15 protein-coding genes are annotated in these 18,740 nt (G+C 68.1%); 7 read left to right on the top strand and 8 right to left on the bottom strand.

What is annotated here, in order from left to right; genetic code table 11:
* Nucleotides 1–291: 291 nt before the first annotated feature.
* From efeU to efeB, 3 genes are read left to right on the top strand one after another with little or no spacing between them, the layout of a single operon-like run.
* Nucleotides 292–1,188, top strand: coding sequence for an iron uptake transporter permease EfeU (gene efeU / locus BCM27_RS08220; RefSeq protein WP_051987139.1), 897 nt, complete (start codon nt 292–294; stop codon nt 1,186–1,188).
* Nucleotides 1,185–2,393, top strand: coding sequence for an iron uptake system protein EfeO (gene efeO, locus BCM27_RS08215; RefSeq protein WP_004022668.1), 1,209 nt, complete (start codon nt 1,185–1,187; stop codon nt 2,391–2,393). The genes efeU and efeO overlap by 4 nt, the downstream gene beginning before the upstream one ends.
* Nucleotides 2,390–3,715 carry an iron uptake transporter deferrochelatase/peroxidase subunit gene (gene efeB, locus BCM27_RS08210; RefSeq protein ID WP_004022667.1) on the top strand — a complete coding sequence of 442 codons (1,326 nt, stop codon included), beginning with the start codon at nt 2,390–2,392 and terminating at the stop codon, nt 3,713–3,715. The genes efeO and efeB overlap by 4 nt, the downstream gene beginning before the upstream one ends.
* 22 nt (nt 3,716–3,737) lie before the next feature.
* On the opposite strand, the gene BCM27_RS08205 is transcribed toward efeB, so the two are convergent.
* From BCM27_RS08205 to BCM27_RS08190, 4 genes are all read right to left on the bottom strand, one after another.
* The gene (locus BCM27_RS08205; protein ID WP_004022666.1) at nt 3,738–4,388 is read right to left on the bottom strand and encodes a GntR family transcriptional regulator; all 651 of its coding nucleotides are present in this window, start codon (nt 4,386–4,388) and stop codon (nt 3,738–3,740) included.
* A 52-nt stretch (nt 4,389–4,440) separates the two neighbouring features.
* The gene (locus BCM27_RS08200; RefSeq protein WP_004022665.1) at nt 4,441–5,472 is read right to left on the bottom strand and encodes an isopenicillin N synthase family dioxygenase; all 1,032 of its coding nucleotides are present in this window, start codon (nt 5,470–5,472) and stop codon (nt 4,441–4,443) included.
* Between the two features lie 61 nt (nt 5,473–5,533).
* Nucleotides 5,534–6,412 carry an ABC transporter permease gene (locus BCM27_RS08195; protein ID WP_004022664.1) on the bottom strand — a complete coding sequence of 293 codons (879 nt, stop codon included), beginning with the start codon at nt 6,410–6,412 and terminating at the stop codon, nt 5,534–5,536.
* Nucleotides 6,409–7,188: an ABC transporter ATP-binding protein gene (locus tag BCM27_RS08190; RefSeq protein ID WP_004022663.1), complete on the bottom strand. Its 780-nt coding sequence runs from the start codon at nt 7,186–7,188 to the stop codon at nt 6,409–6,411. The genes BCM27_RS08195 and BCM27_RS08190 overlap by 4 nt, the downstream gene beginning before the upstream one ends.
* A gap of 295 nt (nt 7,189–7,483) precedes the next feature.
* Here BCM27_RS08190 and BCM27_RS08185 point away from each other — a divergent pair, with 295 nt between their 5' ends.
* The 3 genes from BCM27_RS08185 to BCM27_RS08175 are packed head-to-tail and all read left to right on the top strand — an operon-like array spanning nt 7,484 to nt 11,044.
* On the top strand, nt 7,484–8,662 hold the full coding sequence (locus BCM27_RS08185) for a hypothetical protein (protein WP_004022662.1): 1,179 nt from the start codon (nt 7,484–7,486) through the stop codon (nt 8,660–8,662).
* A gap of 46 nt (nt 8,663–8,708) precedes the next feature.
* Nucleotides 8,709–9,713, top strand: coding sequence for an isopenicillin N synthase family dioxygenase (locus tag BCM27_RS08180; protein WP_004022661.1), 1,005 nt, complete (start codon nt 8,709–8,711; stop codon nt 9,711–9,713).
* Nucleotides 9,713–11,044, top strand: coding sequence for an amidohydrolase family protein (locus BCM27_RS08175; protein ID WP_004022660.1), 1,332 nt, complete (start codon nt 9,713–9,715; stop codon nt 11,042–11,044). Before BCM27_RS08180 ends, BCM27_RS08175 begins: the two co-directional genes overlap by 1 nt.
* A 108-nt stretch (nt 11,045–11,152) precedes the next feature.
* Here the strand turns inward: BCM27_RS08175 and BCM27_RS08170 are convergent, their stop codons facing one another.
* Both BCM27_RS08170 and mfd read right to left on the bottom strand, forming a co-directional pair.
* Entirely contained in the window at nt 11,153–12,061 is a 909-nt protein-coding gene (locus BCM27_RS08170; RefSeq protein ID WP_004022659.1) for a nucleoside triphosphate pyrophosphohydrolase, read from the bottom strand.
* Nucleotides 12,058–15,639, bottom strand: coding sequence for a transcription-repair coupling factor (mfd, locus tag BCM27_RS08165; protein ID WP_004022658.1), 3,582 nt, complete (start codon nt 15,637–15,639; stop codon nt 12,058–12,060). Before mfd ends, BCM27_RS08170 begins: the two co-directional genes overlap by 4 nt.
* 90 nt (nt 15,640–15,729) lie before the next feature.
* On the opposite strand from mfd, the gene BCM27_RS08160 reads away from it, so the two are divergent.
* On the top strand, nt 15,730–16,302 hold the full coding sequence (locus BCM27_RS08160; protein WP_004022657.1) for a GNAT family N-acetyltransferase: 573 nt from the start codon (nt 15,730–15,732) through the stop codon (nt 16,300–16,302).
* A 37-nt stretch (nt 16,303–16,339) separates the two neighbouring features.
* On the opposite strand, the gene BCM27_RS08155 is transcribed toward BCM27_RS08160, so the two are convergent.
* Nucleotides 16,340–17,923: a cation:proton antiporter family protein gene (locus BCM27_RS08155; protein WP_004022656.1), complete on the bottom strand. Its 1,584-nt coding sequence runs from the start codon at nt 17,921–17,923 to the stop codon at nt 16,340–16,342.
* Between the two features lie 112 nt (nt 17,924–18,035).
* A complete protein-coding gene (locus tag BCM27_RS08150; RefSeq protein WP_033203643.1) occupies nt 18,036–18,737 on the bottom strand; it encodes a TetR/AcrR family transcriptional regulator in 702 nt (233 codons plus the stop codon).
* Nucleotides 18,738–18,740 lie beyond the last annotated feature (3 nt).

Genomic DNA, 18,740 nt, shown 5'->3' with positions numbered 1-18,740 from the left:
CCCGGGCCCCACCCACGCGGGCCGATTCCGACAATCCGCCCACCGCACAGCCAGACGACATCAAATCACCGTGCGCAAAAGTCCTGGCCGGGACCGAATCCGGGTGTGCGGGCGGCCGTGTGAGCCGATATGCCCTATGCCGGAGACCCTTTCGGGGTCTAACCTTCGGTGTGGTTAGCCTCAGCGAACCTGGGGCGCCACCGAACCGGGAGGGAAGGCTTCGTGACACTGGTCGTATCGGACGGCGGCCTCTTCGCAGCAGCGAGCGACGCGCCCTCGACGTTCACGCAGATGTTCGGCAGCGGCATGATCGGATTACGCGAAGGGCTCGAAACCGGCATCGTGGTCATGGTTCTCGTCGCCTACGTGGTGAAGACCGGACGACGAGACGCGCTCAAGTGGATCTGGTCGGGTGTGGCCGCCGCGGTCGCGATGGTCGTCGTGGTGTTCCTGGTGATCCACTTCGGCACGTCCACCATGACCCCGCTCGCGGCCGAGACCATCGCGGGGATCGCCTCGCTGGTCGCGGTCGGGATCGTGACGTTCATGGTGCTGTGGATGAGCAAGGCCGCCCGGCACATCTCCGCCGATCTCAAGAGCGGGATGTCGCGGGCGCTCGTCGCCGGTCGGGCCTCGGTGATGGGACTGGCGTTCCTCGCCGTCGGGCGCGAGGGGTTCGAGACCGCGTTGCTGATGGTCGGTTATGCCGAGAGCGTTTCCGGCGGATTGTGGCCGTTGGTCGGGCTGCTGCTCGGGGTCGTGGCCGCGGTCGCGCTGACCGTGCTGATCTACCTCGGCGCGATCCGACTGGATCTGCGGTTGTTCTTCATCTACACCGGCATCTTCCTGATCTTCGTAGCGGCCGGGATCCTCACCTACGGCGTCGGCGCCCTGCAGACCGTCGGGTGGCTACCCGGGCACGGGGCGGTGGCCTTCGACGTCTCCGGGGGATACGACGCGTCGTCCTGGTACGGCACCGTGCTCGGCGGCATCTTCAACTTCCGGCCCGACCCCACCGTCCTGCAGGTCGTCGCGTGGATCACCTACGTGGCCGTCGTACTGACGATCTTCTGCCGGCGGCAACTGAGCCCGGCTCCCCAGGTCTCCCCCGCCGCCTCCGCTCCGGGCTCGACGACCACGCAGAACCCCGCATCCGCGGAAGCCGCAACCGAAAGGAACCCTCAGTGAATCGCAGAACCGTGATGGCCGCCGGCGCGGCCGTGGCACTCGTGTCACCCGTGCTGCTGGCCGGCTGCACCCAGAAGGCCACCTCGGACGGTGCGATCACGGTCACGTCCACCAACGATGCATGCGACCTAGCGAGCACGGAGGCGACCACGGGCAACGTCGATTTCGCCGTCACCAACTCCGGCGACAAGGTCACCGAGTTCTACGTGTACGGCACCAACAACCGCGTACTCGGCGAGGTCGAGAACATCGGTCCCGGACTGTCGGGCAACCTCAGCGTGGAGATCGTCGAACCCGGCACCTACACGGTGGCCTGCAAACCGGGCATGGTCGGAACCGGCATCCGCACCGAACTCACCGTCGGCGGCGAGCGCAAGGAAAAGGCCGACGTGCCCGCGGACGTGACCGCCGCCAAGGGCCAGTACCTCGAGTACGTCCGCAACCAACTCAACACCCTGCACGCACAGGTGACCGCCTTCGTCGGCAGCGTCAAGGCAGGCGACCTCGACGCTGCTCGCGCCCAGTTCGGACTCGCACGCACACCGTATGAACGCATCGAGCCCGTCGCCGAATCCTTCCCCGACCTCGACCCCGCCATCGACATGCGGTGGGACGACACCGAGGACGGCGCCCAGCCGTTCACCGGCTTCCACCGCATCGAACGTTTCCTGTGGCCGCCGCAGCCGGCCGAGATCGGCGACGCACCCGGCCAGATCACCCCGGCCGACGCGCAGAACGCGGCCGCCACCGACAACCCGCAGACCATCGCGCCGGTCGCCGATCAGCTCCTCGCCGACGTGACCAAGCTCCGCGACGAGGTCAACGCACCCGGGTTCGAGTTCGAGACCGGGTCGTTCGTGAAGGGCCCCCAGGCGCTCATCGACGAGGTCGCCGCCACCAAGATCGACGGCGAGGAAGACCGGTACTCGCACACCGACCTGTGGGACTTCGCCGGCAATCTCGACGGCTCGGAGACCGCGATCGCGACACTGCAGCCGATCATCTCGGCGAAGGACCCGAAGCTGATGGACACCATCACCGCCCAGTTCGCCACGGTGCGCGACTCGGTGAACACCTATCGCTCCGGTGACGGGTACGTGTCCTACACCGAGGTCTCCGCGGACCAGCGCAAGGAGATGTCCAACCAGATCGACGCGCTGTCGGCGACACTGTCGCAGGTTCCCGGGATCGTGCTGGCCCAGTGAGTGATCCGACCCCCGACCCGCGCGACGGCGAACCCGATGCCGCACCCCGGTCCCCACGGCGCGGGTTCTCCCGTCGCGCGGTGATCGGCGGCGCCGGCGCCGGACTCGTCGTCGCCGCGGGCGGGGTCGCCCTCGGGCGGGCCTCGGCGTCGTCGCAGTCGCCACCCGGCCAGATCGTCGAGTTCCGCGGCGAGCACCAGGCGGGCATCACCACCGCGGCGCAGGACCGGCTCCACTTCGCCAGCTTCGACGTCGTGACCGACTCCCGCGCCGAACTCATCGCCATGCTGCAACGCTGGACCGCGGCGGCCGAACGGATGACTCGCGGCGAGGAGACCGTCGACGACGGTGCGACCGGACTCGGTGACTACACACCACCGGCCGACACCGGCGAAGCGCTCGGACTCGGCGCCGCGAACCTCACTCTCACCATCGGTTTCGGCCCGGGACTGTTCGGTCCCTGCGCCGCCGACCCCACCCGCCCCGACCGGTTCGGCATCGGTGACCGCAAACCCGCTGCCCTGCAGGACCTTCCCGGTTTCGCGGCGGAGAAGATCGAACCCGCACGGTCCTACGGCGACATCTGCATCCAGGCATGTGCCGACGATCCGCAGGTCGCGGTCCACGCGATCCGCAACCTGGCCCGCATGGCCTTCGGCGTGGCCGCGGTGCGCTGGTCCCAGCTCGGCTTCGGCCGCACCTCGTCGACCACCCAGTCGCAGTCGACACCACGAAACCTGTTCGGGTTCAAGGACGGGACCAACAACCTCCGGGCGGAGGACACCAAGCTGCTCGACCGCTGGGTGTGGGTCGGCGCCGAGGACAACCCGCCGGCCGCCCGCTGGATGACCGGCGGCACCTACCTCGTCGCCCGACGCATCCGCATGGACATCGAGCCGTGGGACCGCGCCCACCTGCTCGAACAGGAACAGATCGTCGGTCGCACGAAGGCGGCCGGCGCACCGCTGGGACAGACCGACGAATTCGACACACCCGACTTCGCGGTCACCTCCGGCCGCACGCCGGTCATCCCCCGCGACGCCCACATCCGGCTCGCGCATCCCGACAACCTCGGCGGCGTCCGAATCCTGCGGCGCGGGTATAACTTCACCGACGGCTCGGACGGCTTCGGCCACCTGGACGCAGGCCTGTTCTTCATCGCGTTCAACCGAGACACCGGACGGCAGTTCGTCCCGATGCAACACGCGCTCTCCCGCAGAGACGCGATGACCGAATACCTCATCCCCAACGGGTCGTCCGTCTTCGCCGTACCCCCCGGGCTCGCTCCCGGCGAGTGGTGGGGACAACACCTCTTCGCCTGAGTCGCGCCCCGACGAGAGGGCCTCAGGTCCGGAGCAGGCGCACGAGGACGCCGGCGGCGTGCGCCCGTGCGGCCCGGTCGGCCCCGTCGGCGTCGCCGGCCTCCAGCGCCGCGACGATCCGGCGGTGTTCGGTCACGGCATGCCGGCGGTTGTCCTCGTGCGACCACATGTCGGACCGGTACAGGTGTGACTGGGTGTCGAGCTTCAGCAGGGCATCGCACAGCGGCGCATTGCCCGACAACGACCGGACCGCGGTGTGGAAGTCGAGGTCGAGTTCGGCGTCGCGTCGGTGATCGGGATCGGTGTCCAGCAACCGCTCCTGTTCTCGGACCCGCTCCCACAGGCCCGCCAGCTCCGCGCGCGTCACCCGCACCGTGGCCTGGCGGGCGGCGAGACCGTCGAGCACCTCGCGGACCTCGAAGACGTGCCGCAGCATCGCGTCGTCGAGCACCGCGACCTTCGCCCCGACTCGCGGGGTGTAGACGGCCAGCCCGTCCATGACGAGTTGCTGGACCGCCTCCCGAACCGGACTGCGCGAGACGTCCAGTCGAGCGGCCAACCCCGGAACCGAGAGCGACGCACCGGGTTCGAGGGTGCCGTCGAAGATCTCGTCGCGTATGCGGCGCAGGACCGACTGCGTGAGCAGGGCGCCGTCGTCTCCGTTTCCAGTCATGACCGTCCCAGCGTAGAAGGCCGCGGCCCAGACGGCATCATCGCCGACGGCATCATCCCGCGGCCATCACGCGCTGCGCCTCGCGATCGGCTCCGGCGGGTGCGACGCCGTTCTTCATCCCGGCCAGTTTCGCGTTGATGTTCTCGGCGACGGTGATCGGTGGATATCCGGGGTGATCGGTGCGGGCGCACCCGGGCAGCGTCTCGATGAGGGCGTCGGCGTTGCCGTCGAAGAAGAACGCCGCCGACCGGCGACGGAGGATCCGGCCGTCGACGACCGGCGGGTCGACGCGGTGCACGGTCGAACGCCACCGGTCATTCGTCCACCGCGCCATGGCATCCCCGAGGTTGACCAGCAATGCGCCGTCGGCGGGCGCCACGTCGTGCCATCGGCCCTCGTGATCGAGCACCTGGAGCCCGGGTACCTGGTCGGCCCACAGCACGGTGAGGATGCCGAAGTCGGTGTGCGCACCCATCCCGGTCAAGTCCCCGGCGAGTTCGATCTCCCCTTCGGGGAGGGTGTAGTTGTTCAACTTCAGCGCATCGATGGAGTGGTCGGTCATCGAGTCGAAGTAGCCCGCAGGCACACCGAGCGCATCGGTGAACGCGGTGAGCAGAACTCGGGAGAGATCGCGCGCGGCGCCGAACCAGTCCTCTACGGCACCGCGGAAGCCCGGGGCCGCGTCCGGCCACGTGTTCGTCGGGTAGCTGGACTCCGGTAGGTCCAGGTCCGGGAACCAGGCACCCTCCGAGCCGACGGTGAACGCCTCGTAGAAGTCGTTCATCTGGTTGGCCGCCGCGACACCGAGACTCATGCTCAGCGATTCGCTCTTCGGGGGGCTGTAGCCACGGTTCTGACCCGGCCGGGCATATCGCTTCTTCTCCTCGAGCGGTAGCGCGTAGAACTCGTCGAGCGCCGCGGTCAGGGCATCGATGACGGCCGGTGCGATGCCGTGACCGACGATCTGGACGAAACCGACTCCGCTGCAGGCGTCGTCGAGGGCGCGCGCCACTCGGCTCCGCTCCGCGGGCGTGCCGTGCGGGTCGCGGTAGGCCGAGATGTCGATCGTCGGAACGGTGAACATGTGTCCTCCGGGTGGAGTCGAGACGAAAGTGGAGTGGTGCGAGCGTGGATGCGACGTGTCGTCAGCGTCGGCGGTTGACGGCGGCGTTGAGGATGCCGAAGATGCCGAAGACGAGGATGCCGAAGACCGATGCCAGGACGATCGCGGCGATCAGGTCGTCGGACTGCAGGCGGGCCCGGTAGATGTCGAGCAGCGTGCCGATTCCCGGTTCGCCCTTGGCGAAGAACATGTCTCCGATGATGGCGCCGACCACGACGAGCCCCGAGGCGGTCCGGAAACCCGTCATCATCGACGGCAGCGCCGACGGGAACTCGAGCATCAGCAGGCGTTGCACCGGCGTCGCCTTGGACAGCGTGAACAGCTCCTGTGAGGACTTGTCGACCGAGACGAGACCGAAGTGTGTGTTGGCGATGATCGGGAAGATGGCGATGATCACGCACACGATGGTGCGGGCGACCATCCCGTAACCGAACCACAGACCGATCAACGGCACGATCGCCAGCACCGGGATCACCTGGAGCACAACGGCCCAGGGGTAGATCGCGCGTTCGAGAAAGGACCCTCGGCTCATCAGGACCCCGATGGACACCCCGATGAGCGCGGCGACGACGAAGCCGACGAGGCACACCTTGGCGGTGACCCAGAGCGCGTCGAGCATGGGGCCCACGTGATCCGGTTCGAGCAGCGAGTCGAACAGCACGGCGTGCGGGGGTGGGAGCAGAAAACGCCGTGCGGGAGCGAGGATCAGATAGCTGACCGCATACCAGGCGCCGATCGCGACGGCGAGGGACAGTACCGGTGGGGCCCCGTATCGGAGCACGCCCAGCGCCGCGCGGCGCGCGGTACCGCGCCGCGATGACCCCGACGGTCCCCCTGCGGACGCCGGCGTCTGATCGGGTTGCACGCCGGTGACGGGGCGGGATCGGGCGGCAGTGGTCATCGTGCACCTCGGAGGGTTTCGGAGATCTCGGCGACGCGATCGGTGAAGCGGGCGTCGTAGCGCAGGTCGGGATGTCGGGGGTGGGCGAAGTCGATGCCGATGTCCGCGACGATCCGCCCGGGGCGCGCCGACATGACGACCACCCGGTTGGCGAGGAAGACCGCTTCCGACACCGAGTGCGTGATGAACATCGCGGTGAACCGTCGCTCGGCGTAGAGCCGCTGCAACTCCGATTGCATGTCGAGCCGGGTCATCTCGTCGAGAGCACCGAAAGGTTCGTCGAGAAGCAGCAATTCGGGTTCGGAGGTCAGCGAGCGGGCAAGCGACGCACGCATCTTCATGCCACCGGACAGCATGCGGGGCAACTGGGACTCGAATCCGGTCAGACCGACAGCGTCGATCGCCGCCTGCGCCCGGCGCCGGCGTTCGCCCCGCGGCAGTCGTGCGATCTCGGCGCAGAGTTCGACATTGCCCCGCACGCTGCGCCAGGCCAGGAGGGTGGGCTCCTGGAAGATGAACCCGACCGACTCCGTGGCGAGCGCCACGCTTCCGTCCGTAGGCTTCTCGAGTCCCGCGACCATCCGGAGCAGGGTGGACTTGCCGCATCCCGACGGTCCCACGACCGCCACGAAGTCGCCGGTGCGCACGTCGAGGTCCACCCGGTCCAGCGCACGGGTCCCGGAGTCGAATCGCTTCGTCACCCCGGAGACGGAGGCGACGACATTCTTGGTGAGATGACGCGCATCCACGTCGTTCACCGTGTCGTAGAGTTTCATGCGGCCTTCCCGTCTTCGCTACATGTAGGCAACAGCCAATGTCTGCCTGTTCATGATTGGTTACATGTATTTCAACCCGATGACATGGTGTAAACACTGCGTCACCGGCAACGGGGAACCAACCCCATCACCGAATCTCTCCAACAACATAAGTGCAGTTCAGAAGCATTTACCGACGGATTCATGTCGATGAGACCGCGCCTCGTCCCGGCTGGCGGAATCCGAATCGGCCGCCTAGCTTCACATGTAGATCGCGAATGTGTCGCGAACGTCCGGCCTGAGTCCAGGAGATCCCATGACTTCTCACCCACCGTCCCGTACCAACGCCTCGCGTCTGGCCGTGGCCACGGCGGCGACCCTCTGCGCGGCCGTTGTGGCCGGATGCTCGAGCTCGGGGTCCGACGACACCGCGGCGTCGAGCCTGCCGCCGGCGCCCGCCGAATACTCCCTTGCCGGAACCTGTCCCGACAACGTCGTGATCCAACTGCAGTGGCAACCGCAGTCCGACATGGCCGGGGTCATCGGACTCCTCGGCCCGGGGTACACCGTCGACACCGACAACAAGTCGGTCTCCGGGCCGCTCGCCTTCGATGGCCTAGACACCGGTGTCGACATCACCTTGCGCGCAGGCGGTCCCGCGATCGGATTCCAGTCGGTCCCCTCCGCGATGTACTCCGACGACTCCATCCACCTCGGCCTCGTCCACGGCGACCAGATGATTTCCGCGGCCAGAGATCAACGTGTCGTCGGAGTGACGCCGTTGCTGCAGTACAACCCGTCGATCATCATGTGGGACCCCGCATCCCACCCGGACGTCACGACGATCGCCGACATCGGCAGATCCGACGCCAGCGTGGTGGTCTCGAAGGATCAGATCTTCCCGCAGTGGCTGGTGGCGAAGGGACTGCTCGATCAGAGTCAGCTCGACACCAGCTACGACGGTGCACCGGCCCGCTTCGTCGGCGACCCGTCCATCACCCAGCAGGGATTCGCCAACTCCGAGCCCTACACCTACGAGAACGAGACCCCGTCGTGGAACAAGCCGGTCGCCTACGCGATGGTGAAAGACGCCGGGTACGACGTGTATGCGTCGAACGTCTCGGTACGCGCGGATGACGTCGCGGAGATGTCGCCGTGCCTGGCGAAGCTGGTCCCGATGATCCAGCAGACCGGTAAGGACTATGTGGCCGCGCCGGAATCGATCAACGCGACCATCGTCGACTGGGTGTCCCAGGACGTCTCTTTCACCCCCTATTCGGCCGGCGAGGCGGCGTACTCGGCGGGGCTGCTCAAGGATCGCGCGGTCATCGCCCCGGGCACCGACGGTGTGTACGGCAGTTACGACATGGTCAAGGCACAGAACGTGATCAACGATCTCGTCCCGATCCTGAACGCCGGCGGCGCCGACCTCCCACCGTCGCTGCCCGCCGACCAGTTGTTCACGACCGAGTTCATCAGCGAACAGATCCGCTGACCCGACACGTCCGTTCCACCGTCTCCGACCACAGAAGAGATTCACGATGACCGAGACCACCCCACTGCACTCACCGGCCGACATGGCCGAGCTCGACCGCGAACGCCGGATGGGCGGGCTGGGCACCGAGACCACCGCCCGCGAGATCCGCCGGATCAGCCTTGCCGACCTCGACAACCGCCGCGACGAGATCGCCGATCAACTCTGGTCGGCTGCAACCGACATCGGCTTTTTCCAGGTCGTCGACCACGGCATCGACCTGGCCGCGGTGGACCACGCGTTCGACATGTCCGCGCGGTTCTTCGCACTCCCCCGTGAGGTGAAGGAGCAGTACCCGCTCAAGAAGGGTCAGAACGCCGGCTGGGAGTACCGCACCCAGGTCCGCCCGTCGATCGGAACCCCGGACCAGAAGGAGTCCTACCAGTTCACCCGCCCGCGCATGGAGGGTCTGTGGCCGAGTGAGGACGAGCTGGCCGGATTCCGCGCCACCATCGAGGAGTTCGAGCACCGGTGCTGGTCGCTGGCCATGACCCTGCTCAGCTTCTTCGCCGAGCGCCTCGGACTTGACCACGACTTCTTCACCCGGGCGCACGACCCGTCGGCGGACACCTATCAGAGCACGCTGCGGCTACTGCACTACTATGCCTTCCCGGACGAGTTGATCGATTCCGAGAACAGCTGGCGCGCAGGCGCACACACCGATTTCGACGCCCTGACCCTACTCTTCCAGCGGTCCGGCCAGGGCGGCCTCCAGGTGCTTCCCGGAGCGGAGGCCGACGGCCAGGCCTGGACGTCGGTCGAGCCATCCGACGACGCCATCACCTGCAACATCGGCGACATGCTCATGCGCTGGTCCGACGACCGGTTGCCGTCGAACTTCCACCGGGTCCGGGCCCCACGACGAGGCGAGTACACCGGTCCGCGCTACACGCTCGCGTACTTCGCACAGGCGAACTCCGACGTGCTGATCGAGAGCGCCGGCGGCACCTACCCGCCGATCACCGCTGCCGACTATCTCGCCCAGCGCATCGCCGCGAACTTCGCGAAGTGATGGACGCACACCTCCCCGGGGCCGCCGATCCGACGGCGGCCCCGGCCTTCCGCGACGTCACCGTGTACACCGCGGGTCGATGGCAACCCCATTGCGACATCCACGTCACCGAGGGGGTCGTCACCTCGATCGAGTCGACCACCCGGGGAGCCGGGGGCACCGGCGGATTCGTGATTCCCGGCTTCGTCAACACCCACACCCACCTCCAACAGACCCTCATGCGTGGCGTCGCCGAATGCACGCCCCTGCTCGAATGGTTGCTTGCGGTCGGCGAGGAATCGGTCGCGATCACCCCCGAACGCGCGTACCTGGCTGCCGTGTCGGGGTGCCTCGAACTGTTGCGGTCGGGCACGACGACCGTCGTCGAACACATGTGGCCCCACCCCTCGGGCGAGGTCCACGACGCCGTCGTTCGAGCACTGCGCGACACCGGAATCCGCGCGATCCTCGGCCGCGGAGTCGCGGACCGGGCCGATCCGACTCGCAAGTGGGGATTCGAGCCGCGGCTGATGCAACCGCTCGGCGACGTTCTCGAGCACGTCGACCACCTCCGCAACGAGGTCGCCGGGTCCCGGATCTCGATGGCCCTGGCGGTACCCAATCCACGCTCGGTCACCGAGGCCGGGATGGGGACGATCCGCGAATTCGCCGGAGACCGCGGCCTGCCGGTGTCCATCCATCTTCTCGAGACACTCACCGACGAGCAGATGTGTCTGCAGCACACCGGATTCGGAGCCGTCGATCACCTCGACCAGAACGGCTTCCTGTGGGATCGGGTCCTCGCCGTCCACTGCGTCGAGCTCGACGACGCCGGCCGGCGGACCCTCGCGGCCCGAGGCGTGGCGGTGTCGCACAACCCGTTGTCGAACATGCGGCTGGGAAGCGGGGTGGCCCCGATACCGGCGATGCTGGAGCGCGGACTGGCCGTCGGGCTGGGTGTCGACGGCGCCGCGAGCAACGACACCCAGGACATGCTCGCGACCCTGCGTATCGCCGCCTACCTCCAGCGGGCCGTCCATCGGCGCGCCGACCTCCTCGGGTACGCCGAGATGCTCGACATCGCCTGCGGCGGTGCGAACTCCGCACTCGGCCTGCCGCCGGTTGCCGGTGGCGTGACGGTCGGGGCCCCCGCGGACCTCACGCTGCTGCGCTTCGACCGCGATTACGCCACACTGCCCGTCCGGGATCCCGGCGCATCGCTGCTCACCACCGGCTCGCGGTCCATCGTCGACACGGTGATGGTCCGCGGCGAGATCCTCGTCGAGGACGGACGCAACACCCGGATCGACGAGGCCGGGTTCACCGAGCAGCTGGCCGCGCTCGCCATCTGAAGCGAGAGCTGACCCGACGTCGACTGTGCAGCGAATTCCGTCGACTGAGCACCAGATTTCGTCGACTGTGCGCTCACCGTTCCTCGCCCGCAGCGTCTCGGCCCCCGCTCAGGCCGGGTTCTCGTCGAGCACGGCCGCCCACGCCTCCGGCGAGTCGAGAGTCATGCCCCGCTCGGCTGCGCGCTTCTCGGCTGCCCGTACGTCGGACATCAACGCGAGCGCGCGATCTCGCGCCTGGGCCTCGACGCTGTCGTCGCCTGCGGTCACCGTCACGGTGAGGGTCTCCGCCGGGATGGTGTCGACGGGATAGTGCGCCGCGGTGAGACGTTCGAGCACCTTCTGCAGCAGCGCGAGCGCGGGTTGGGTGGTCGCCACCCCGTCGAGCACCGATCCGCGCCGCTTCTCGGCGGCCTTGCGTTCTTCCCACTCCCGGATCTGCGTCTCGAGATCCGAGTGCGCCCCGGACAGCACGCCGGGGGTGCGGCCCGAGACCTTGGCGGTGAAACTGCGGGCGACGTCGTCGATGTCGAACGGGGCGTCGGGGTCGTCGGCGGCGATCCGCGCGTGGAACAGCACCTGCAGCAACAGGTCTCCGAGTTCTTCGCGGAGCTCGACGGGATCGCCGGCTTCGATGGCGTCGAGGAGTTCGTAGACCTCTTCGAGCAGGTAGCGGCGCAGCGAGTGGTGCGTCTGTGTGCTCTCCCATGGCCCGTTCCGCCTCAGGGTGTCCATCAGCGCCACGGACTCGAGCAGTGCCATGCCGGCGACCGTCTGCGCGGCGATGATCTCCTCACCACGAGCGATCCGGGACCGCACCAGTGGATGGTCGGGGTCGGTGCTGACGAGTACCGACTCCGATTCGTCCGGCGAGTCGTCGAAGACCGGCTCGACATGGTCGAACTCCCACAGCATCGCCGCGGGCACGTCCTCGGTGACCCGCACCGGTCCGGCGAGACTCTTACGCGCCCGGATGGGGATCAGGTCTGGCCGTGCCGGGTCCAGCAGCACCACCGTCACGCGACCGGCTCCGGCCGGAGCTGCGTGAGGAACGTCGTCAGGTACTCGATCAGTTCGTCGTCGCGCAGACGCGCCGACCCGACGCCACCGGTGCGCGGGATCGGCAGGTTGACCACGGATGTCGTCGCGCGGTACGTGGCCGACGAGTAGAGACGACGCAGGCGCACCTGCTCGCTGTCGAGGAGCGAGAGCGGCGAGATCTTGACGCCCTGACCGGCGAGACCGATCTCGGCGATCCCCCGCTCCCGGCACCGCAACCGCAGCCGGGCGATCGACGCGAGGCGCGTGGTCTCGACCGGCGGCGGACCATACCGGTCGTTGAGTTCGACGAGGACCGAATCGACTGCGGCGTCGTCGGTTGCCGACGCGAGTTTGCGGTACGCCTCGAGACGCAGGCGGTCGGAGTCCACGTACTCGACCGGGATGTGCGCATCGACGGGAAGATCGATGCGAACCTCACCCGTCTCACGGGATTCGACCGGCTTCCCGTCTGCGGCAGCGCGATAAGCCTCCACCGCCTCGCCGACCAGGCGGACGTAGAGATCGAAGCCGACACCGGCCACGTGCCCGGACTGCTCGGCGCCCAGCACGTTTCCGGCGCCGCGCAATTCGAGATCCTTCAGTGCCACCGCCATGCCCGCGCCCAACTCGTTGTTCTGCGCGATCGTCGCGAGCCGGTCGTACGCGGTCTCCGTCAGCGGCCGGTCGGGGCTGTAGAGCAGGTAGGCGTAACCGCGTTCGCGACTACGACCGACGCGACCGCGCAATTGGTGCAGCTGAGAGAGTCCGAGGTTCTCGGCCCGGTCGACGATCAGGGTGTTGGCGTTCGAGATGTCCAGGCCCGTCTCGATGATCGTCGTACAGACCAGCACGTCGTACTCGCGGTTCCAGAATCCCGCCACCGTGCGTTCGAGCTGGTCCTCACCCATCTGCCCGTGTGCGACAACGACTCTCGCTTCCGGAACCATCGCGGCGATGTCCCTGGCCGTCTTGTCGATGGTGGAGACGCGGTTGTGCACGTAGAACACCTGGCCGTCGCGCAGCAGTTCGCGGCGGATCGCAGCGGCGACCTGTTTCGGCGCGTAGGCGCCGACGTAGGTGAGGACCGGATGCCGCTCCTCGGGCGGGGTGAGGATGGTCGACATCTCCCGGATGCCGGCCATCGACATCTCGAGCGTGCGCGGGATCGGGGTCGCCGACATCGTCAGCACGTCGACGTGGGTACGCAGCGACTTGATGTGCTCCTTGTGCTCCACACCGAAGCGCTGCTCCTCGTCGACGATGACGAGTCCGAGGTCCTTCCAGACGATCCCGGTCTGCAGGAGGCGGTGGGTACCGATGACCACATCCACCTCGCCCTTCGACATCGCCTGGGTGATCTCGCGGGACTCCTTGGCGTCGGTGAACCGCGACAGTCCGCGCACCCGCACCGGGAACCCGCTCATCCGCTCGGTGAAGGTCTGCAGATGTTGTTGCGCCAGAATGGTCGTCGGAACGAGGACGGCGACCTGCTTGCCGTCCTGCACGGCCTTGAAGGCGGCGCGGACCGCGATCTCGGTCTTGCCGTAGCCGACGTCGCCGACCACGACGCGGTCCATCGGGACCGCGCGCTCCATGTCGGCCTTGACCTCGGCGATGACCGTGAGCTGATCAACGGTCTCGGTGAAGTCGAAGGCGTCTTCCATCTCCTGCTGCCACGGCGTGTCGGGACCGAACGCATGTCCGGGCGCGGCGTGGCGGGCGGCGTAGAGCTGGACGAGTTCGCCGGCGATCTCACGAACGGCCTTGCGCGCCTTGCGCTTCGTGTTCTGCCAGTCCGACCCGCCGAGCTTCGACAGCGACGGCTGTTCGCCGCCGACATAGCGGGAGAGCTGGTCGAGTGCGTCCATCGGGACATACAGCCGATCGGCCGGCTGACCGCGCTTGCTCGAGGCGTACTCCAGCACCAGGTACTCGCGCCGGGCACCGGAGACGGTCCGCTCGATCATCTCGACGAACTTGCCGATGCCGTGCTGGTCGTGCACCACGAGGTCACCCGCGGCCAGGGCGAGCGGATCGACCTGGTTGCGCCGCTTGGCCGGGAGGCGTCGACCGTCCCGGACGTTGGCGACCCGCGTACCGGTGAGGTCGGCCTCGGCCACCACCACGAGTCCCGCATCGGGACAGACGATCCCGGCGCGCAGCGGCGCGCAGAACACGGTGACCTCACCGGGCTGCGGACGATGCCCGGGGTCGACGATCACATGCGGCACCTCGGCGTCGGACAACCGCTCGCCGACACGCTGGGCAGTGCCCTTGCCCGCCACCACGATCGCCGCGGTCTTGCCGTCGGACACGTGTGCGCGCAACTGCGCGAACGTCGCCGCGATCTCCTGCTCGTCACCGCGCGGCGCGGGACCGGGCGCGAGATCGAGTTCGAGTTCGTCACCGCTGCCGGTCGCGAGCGGACTCAGCGTCCACCAGGGACGGCCGGCGTCGAGCGTCGCCTTCCGGACCTCGTCGAGCGGGCGGTACGCGCTGGCCTGCAGATCGATGCCGAGGCTCGCCGAGGACCGGCCGTCGATCGGTGCGCCCGCACCCATGGCGGCCGCGGTCCACGACGCCTCGAGGAACTCCGCACCCGTCTTCGACAAATCCGACGCCCGGGTCCGCACCTTCTCCGGGTCGAGGATGAGCACCCGTGTGCCGTCCGGGACCACCTCGGTCAGCAATTGCATGCCACCGTCGACGAGCGCGGGGATCAGCGCCTCCATCCCCTCGACCGGAATGCCCTCGGTGAGTTTGCCGAGCATCTCGGTGAGGGTCGGGTCGCCGGCGTTGCTCGCCGCCAGATCGGCTGCGCGCGTACGGACCTTCTCGGTCAGGAGCAGCTCACGGCCCGGGTGAATCCGCACCTCGCGGGTCTCGACCTCGGGCTGGGAACGTTGGTCGGCGACCGAGAACGCGCGCATCTCGGTGATCTCGTCGCCCCAGAACTCCACGCGCACCGGATGGTCGGCGGTGGTCGGGAACACGTCGAGAATGCCGCCGCGCACCGCGAATTCGCCGCGGCGCCCGACCATGTCGACGCGCTCGTAGGCCATCTCGACGAGCTGGGACAGCAGCGCGTCGAAGTCGACCTCGATGCCCTCGCGCAAGGTCACCGTCGCGACGTCGCCGAGCCCGGGGGCCATCGGCTGGACCAGAGAGCGAACGGTCGTCACGACGACCCGCAACGGGGTGTCACCCGGGTTGGCGAGGCGATGCAACACCGCGAGCCGCTGGCCCACGGTATCCGCGCTCGGGGACAACCGCTCATGCGGCAGGGTCTCCCACGACGGGAACTGCGCGACGGCGTCGGCGTCGTCGAGGAGCTCGGCGAGTTCGGCGGTCAGATCGTCGGCCTCCCGGCCGTTGGCCGACACGACGAGGAGCGGGGCCTCGGCACCGGCGACCAGGCACGACACGAGGAAGGGTCGCGCCGCGTCGGGCGCGGTGATGTCCAGCCGACCCTCGTTCCGGTGCGCGTGCACCTCGCGGAAGGACTTGTCCGCACACGCGAGCGCGGCCAGACCGGACAGAGCAGACTGCGTCGACACTCCGCCGATTCTATGGGGCGACGATCCGCCGGTCCCCGCCCGGTCAGCGGGAGTTCTCGCGGCCGTCGCCCCTGTCCTACCCTCGTCGGCATGAGCGAGCGCGCAGCCGAGGCACCCACGACCCCGATCCGGGTGACCGACGCGACGATCGACGACTGCGGGGCAGTCGCGGAGATCTACGCCCACTACGTCCAGAACACCGTCGCGACCTTCGACTATCTGGTCCCGTCGGTGTCCCAGTGGCATGCCAAGCACGCCGCGATCACGGCCGCGGGGCGGCCCTTCGTGGTGGCCCGCGGCGTCGACGACGGTGTCGAGCGAGTGGTCGGTTACGCCTACCTCGGGACGTTCCGGACGATGCCCGCCTACGACCTGTCGACCGAGGACTCGATCTACGTGCGGCCCGGTCAGGGCGGACGCGGGATCGGCACAGCCCTCATGGCGGCGCTGCTCGATCGCGCGAATCCGGACAACGTCCGCCAGATCGTCGCGGTGATCGCCGCGACGGGTGGCGAGGGATCCATCGCTCTGCACCGGCGGTTCGGATTCACCGAAGTCGGCCGTCTGCGGGCCATCGGTCACAAGGCCGAGCAGTGGATCGACTGTGTCTACATGCAGAAGGACCTGTGGCAGCGCGACGACACCACCGGCGCCGACGGCTGACCACGCGCGACGCCGGCTCGCAGATGCACCGCCGGTGTCACCGTTCCAGACCCGCGGCCTCGGCCGCCGCGTCGGCGAGCCCGACGCCGGTGCCCTCGTAGATGTGGAACGCCACGTCGGCGCCGCGCAGGAGCAGTTCGTCGCGTTCGTCGTCGTATTGCGCGACGACGGCGATCGTCCCGGTGACGCCGAGTTCCTCGATCCGTTCCAGCGCCACCAGATTCGAGCCGTGGAAGGGCATCGCCAGGACAAGCAGTTCGAGCTCGTGGACGCCCACCGCACGGTCCCAGAAGTCGGTCTCGGTGGCGTCGGCGTCGAGCACCCGGACGCCGCGTCCGGCGAGTTCGCTCGCCTTCAGCGGATCGTTCTCCACACCGATCACCGGAAGGCCGTACTCGTCGACGAGCCGCTCGTACACCGAGTGCCCGACGCGGCCCATGCCGAGGACGAGCACCCGCGCCGGCGCCAGCACGATCGGCGCGTCGTCGGGGTGTCGCCGGGCCGCGGCCGTGGTCGGGACGAACGCCGACAACCGGTTCACCAGGCCGGAGCCGCGGCGATTGAGCAGGGAGGAGAACACGAAGCTCCCCGCCACCGCCACCGACGTCACGACCAGCCAGTCCTCGCCGATGATCCCCGCTCCCACCCCGGTCGCGATCACTATCAGCCCGAACTCCGAGAAGTTGGCCAACGCGAGTCCGGTCAGGATCGACGTCCGGCGACGCAGGCCGAACAGGGCGAGGACGAGTGTGTACACCGCACCCTCGAACGGCAGGAGGACCATCAGGAGCAGGCCGAGCAGAACCGTTTCGGTCGTGGGGGTGACGTGCAGCCCGATCGACACGAAGAAGCCGACCAGGAGCAGTTCGCGGAGCCCGAACAACGTGCGCGACAACTCACCCGCGCGAGGATGCGACGCCAGCAGGACACCGACGACCATCGCACCGAAATCGCCCTTCACCCCGACTGATTCGAAGAGCCAGTAACCGGGCACGAGGGCCATCACGATCCCGAACAGGGTCTGCAACTCGCCGTGGCCGAGGGTGTTCCACAACCTGCGGACGATCCACGCGCCGGGTATCAGCAGCACGAGGGCCAGCGCCCAGGGGCTGGGCGGTTCGCCCTGCATCGCGGTCAGATAGACGACGGCGACGATGTCCTGGAGGACCAGGACACCGATGGCGATCCGGCCGTAGAGGGAATGCGACTCCGAGCGCTCGTCGAGCACCTGGACGACGAACACCGTACTCGAGAAGGACAGCGCAAACCCCAACAGCGCGAGCGTCTCCCAGCCCTCGCCGGCGAGCATCGGCACCCCGACCGCACCCAGGATGCCGAGGAAGCCCGTCGTCAGACCGACGATGACGAGGAGGTTAACCCCGGTGGTGACGACCACCTCCCGCCGGAGCAGCATCCGTACGTCGAGCTTGAGTCCGATCGTGAACAGCAAGATGGTGACGCCCAGTTCCGCCATCCTGTCGACGATCGGCAGTTCGTCGATTCCCGGTGCGTGCAAGATGAATCCGGCGGCGAGGTAGCCGACCAGCGTCGGGAGACGTGCCGCGCGCGCGAGGAATCCGCATCCGAAGATGACGACCAGGTAGATCCCGACGGTCTCCATCTTCGGAGTCTCAGCGGAGGGCGGGGTTCGGCCGGTCGGCACCGGGGGTCGACATCAGGGTGATCCTTCCGGCCGGGGGACGCAGAGTGAATCAACCATAGTTGCGCGTCGGTCAGGCGTCGTCGACCCTCGTCCGCTTCAGCGATTCCACGTAGTCAGGCCCGACCAGGGTGGGATCCGGGTCGAGCCGCGTCAGCCCGTTCCAGCACAGGTTGACCAGGTGAGCGGCCACGACCTCCTTCGGCGGCTCGCGGACATCGAGCCACCACTGCGCGGTGACCGACACCATCCCGACGAGCGCCTGGGCGTAGAGCGGGGCGAGTGTGGGATCGAAACCGCGTCGTTCGAAGTCGTTGGCGAGGATGTGCTCGACCTGGCTGATCGCATCGTTCAGGAGACTCGAATACGTGGCCGTCTCGTCGGTGCTGGCGGTGCTGTCGCCGCGGACCAGGATGCGGAAGCCGTCCGTGCGCTCCTCCATGTACGTCAGCAGCGCGAGAGCCACCTGCTGGATGCGGTAGAGCGACCGGTTCTTCGAGAGCGACGAGGTGACCATCTCGAGCAGGGTCTCCATCTCGCGGTCCACGACGACCGCATACAGCCCCTCCTTGCCGCCGAAGTGCTCGTACACGATCGGCTTCGAGACGCCGGCCCGCTGCGCGATCTCCTCGATCGACGTGCCCTCGAAACCGCGCTCGGCGAACAGACCCCGAGCGACTTCGATGAGCTGCAATCGCCGCTGCGCGCCCGTCATCCTCGCCCGGGGCGCGCGCTGCACCTCGGCCGAACCCTCCGCTGGACGCCCGATAGCCATGGG

This window comes from Gordonia terrae (assembly GCF_001698225.1).
Classification (GTDB): domain Bacteria; phylum Actinomycetota; class Actinomycetes; order Mycobacteriales; family Mycobacteriaceae; genus Gordonia; species Gordonia terrae.
Note: the sequence above shows the minus strand (reverse complement) of the source record. Positions and strands in the feature narration are given on the sequence as shown.

What these genes read in the sequence shown, in the direction of transcription:
- efeU (WP_051987139.1), top strand. Translation starts at nt 292, where the DNA reads ATGTTCGGCAGCGGCATGATCGGATTACGCGAAGGGCTCGAAACCGGC.
- BCM27_RS08205 (WP_004022666.1), bottom strand. Translation starts at nt 4,388, where the DNA reads ATGACTGGAAACGGAGACGACGGCGCCCTGCTCACGCAGTCGGTCCTG.
- BCM27_RS08200 (WP_004022665.1), bottom strand. Translation starts at nt 5,472, where the DNA reads ATGTTCACCGTTCCGACGATCGACATCTCGGCCTACCGCGACCCGCAC.
- BCM27_RS08195 (WP_004022664.1), bottom strand. Translation starts at nt 6,412, where the DNA reads ATGACCACTGCCGCCCGATCCCGCCCCGTCACCGGCGTGCAACCCGAT.
- BCM27_RS08190 (WP_004022663.1), bottom strand. Translation starts at nt 7,188, where the DNA reads ATGAAACTCTACGACACGGTGAACGACGTGGATGCGCGTCATCTCACC.
- BCM27_RS08185 (WP_004022662.1), top strand. Translation starts at nt 7,484, where the DNA reads ATGACTTCTCACCCACCGTCCCGTACCAACGCCTCGCGTCTGGCCGTG.
- BCM27_RS08180 (WP_004022661.1), top strand. Translation starts at nt 8,709, where the DNA reads ATGACCGAGACCACCCCACTGCACTCACCGGCCGACATGGCCGAGCTC.
- BCM27_RS08175 (WP_004022660.1), top strand. Translation starts at nt 9,713, where the DNA reads ATGGACGCACACCTCCCCGGGGCCGCCGATCCGACGGCGGCCCCGGCC.
- BCM27_RS08160 (WP_004022657.1), top strand. Translation starts at nt 15,730, where the DNA reads ATGAGCGAGCGCGCAGCCGAGGCACCCACGACCCCGATCCGGGTGACC.
- BCM27_RS08155 (WP_004022656.1), bottom strand. Translation starts at nt 17,923, where the DNA reads ATGGAGACCGTCGGGATCTACCTGGTCGTCATCTTCGGATGCGGATTC.
- BCM27_RS08150 (WP_033203643.1), bottom strand. Translation starts at nt 18,737, where the DNA reads ATGGCTATCGGGCGTCCAGCGGAGGGTTCGGCCGAGGTGCAGCGCGCG.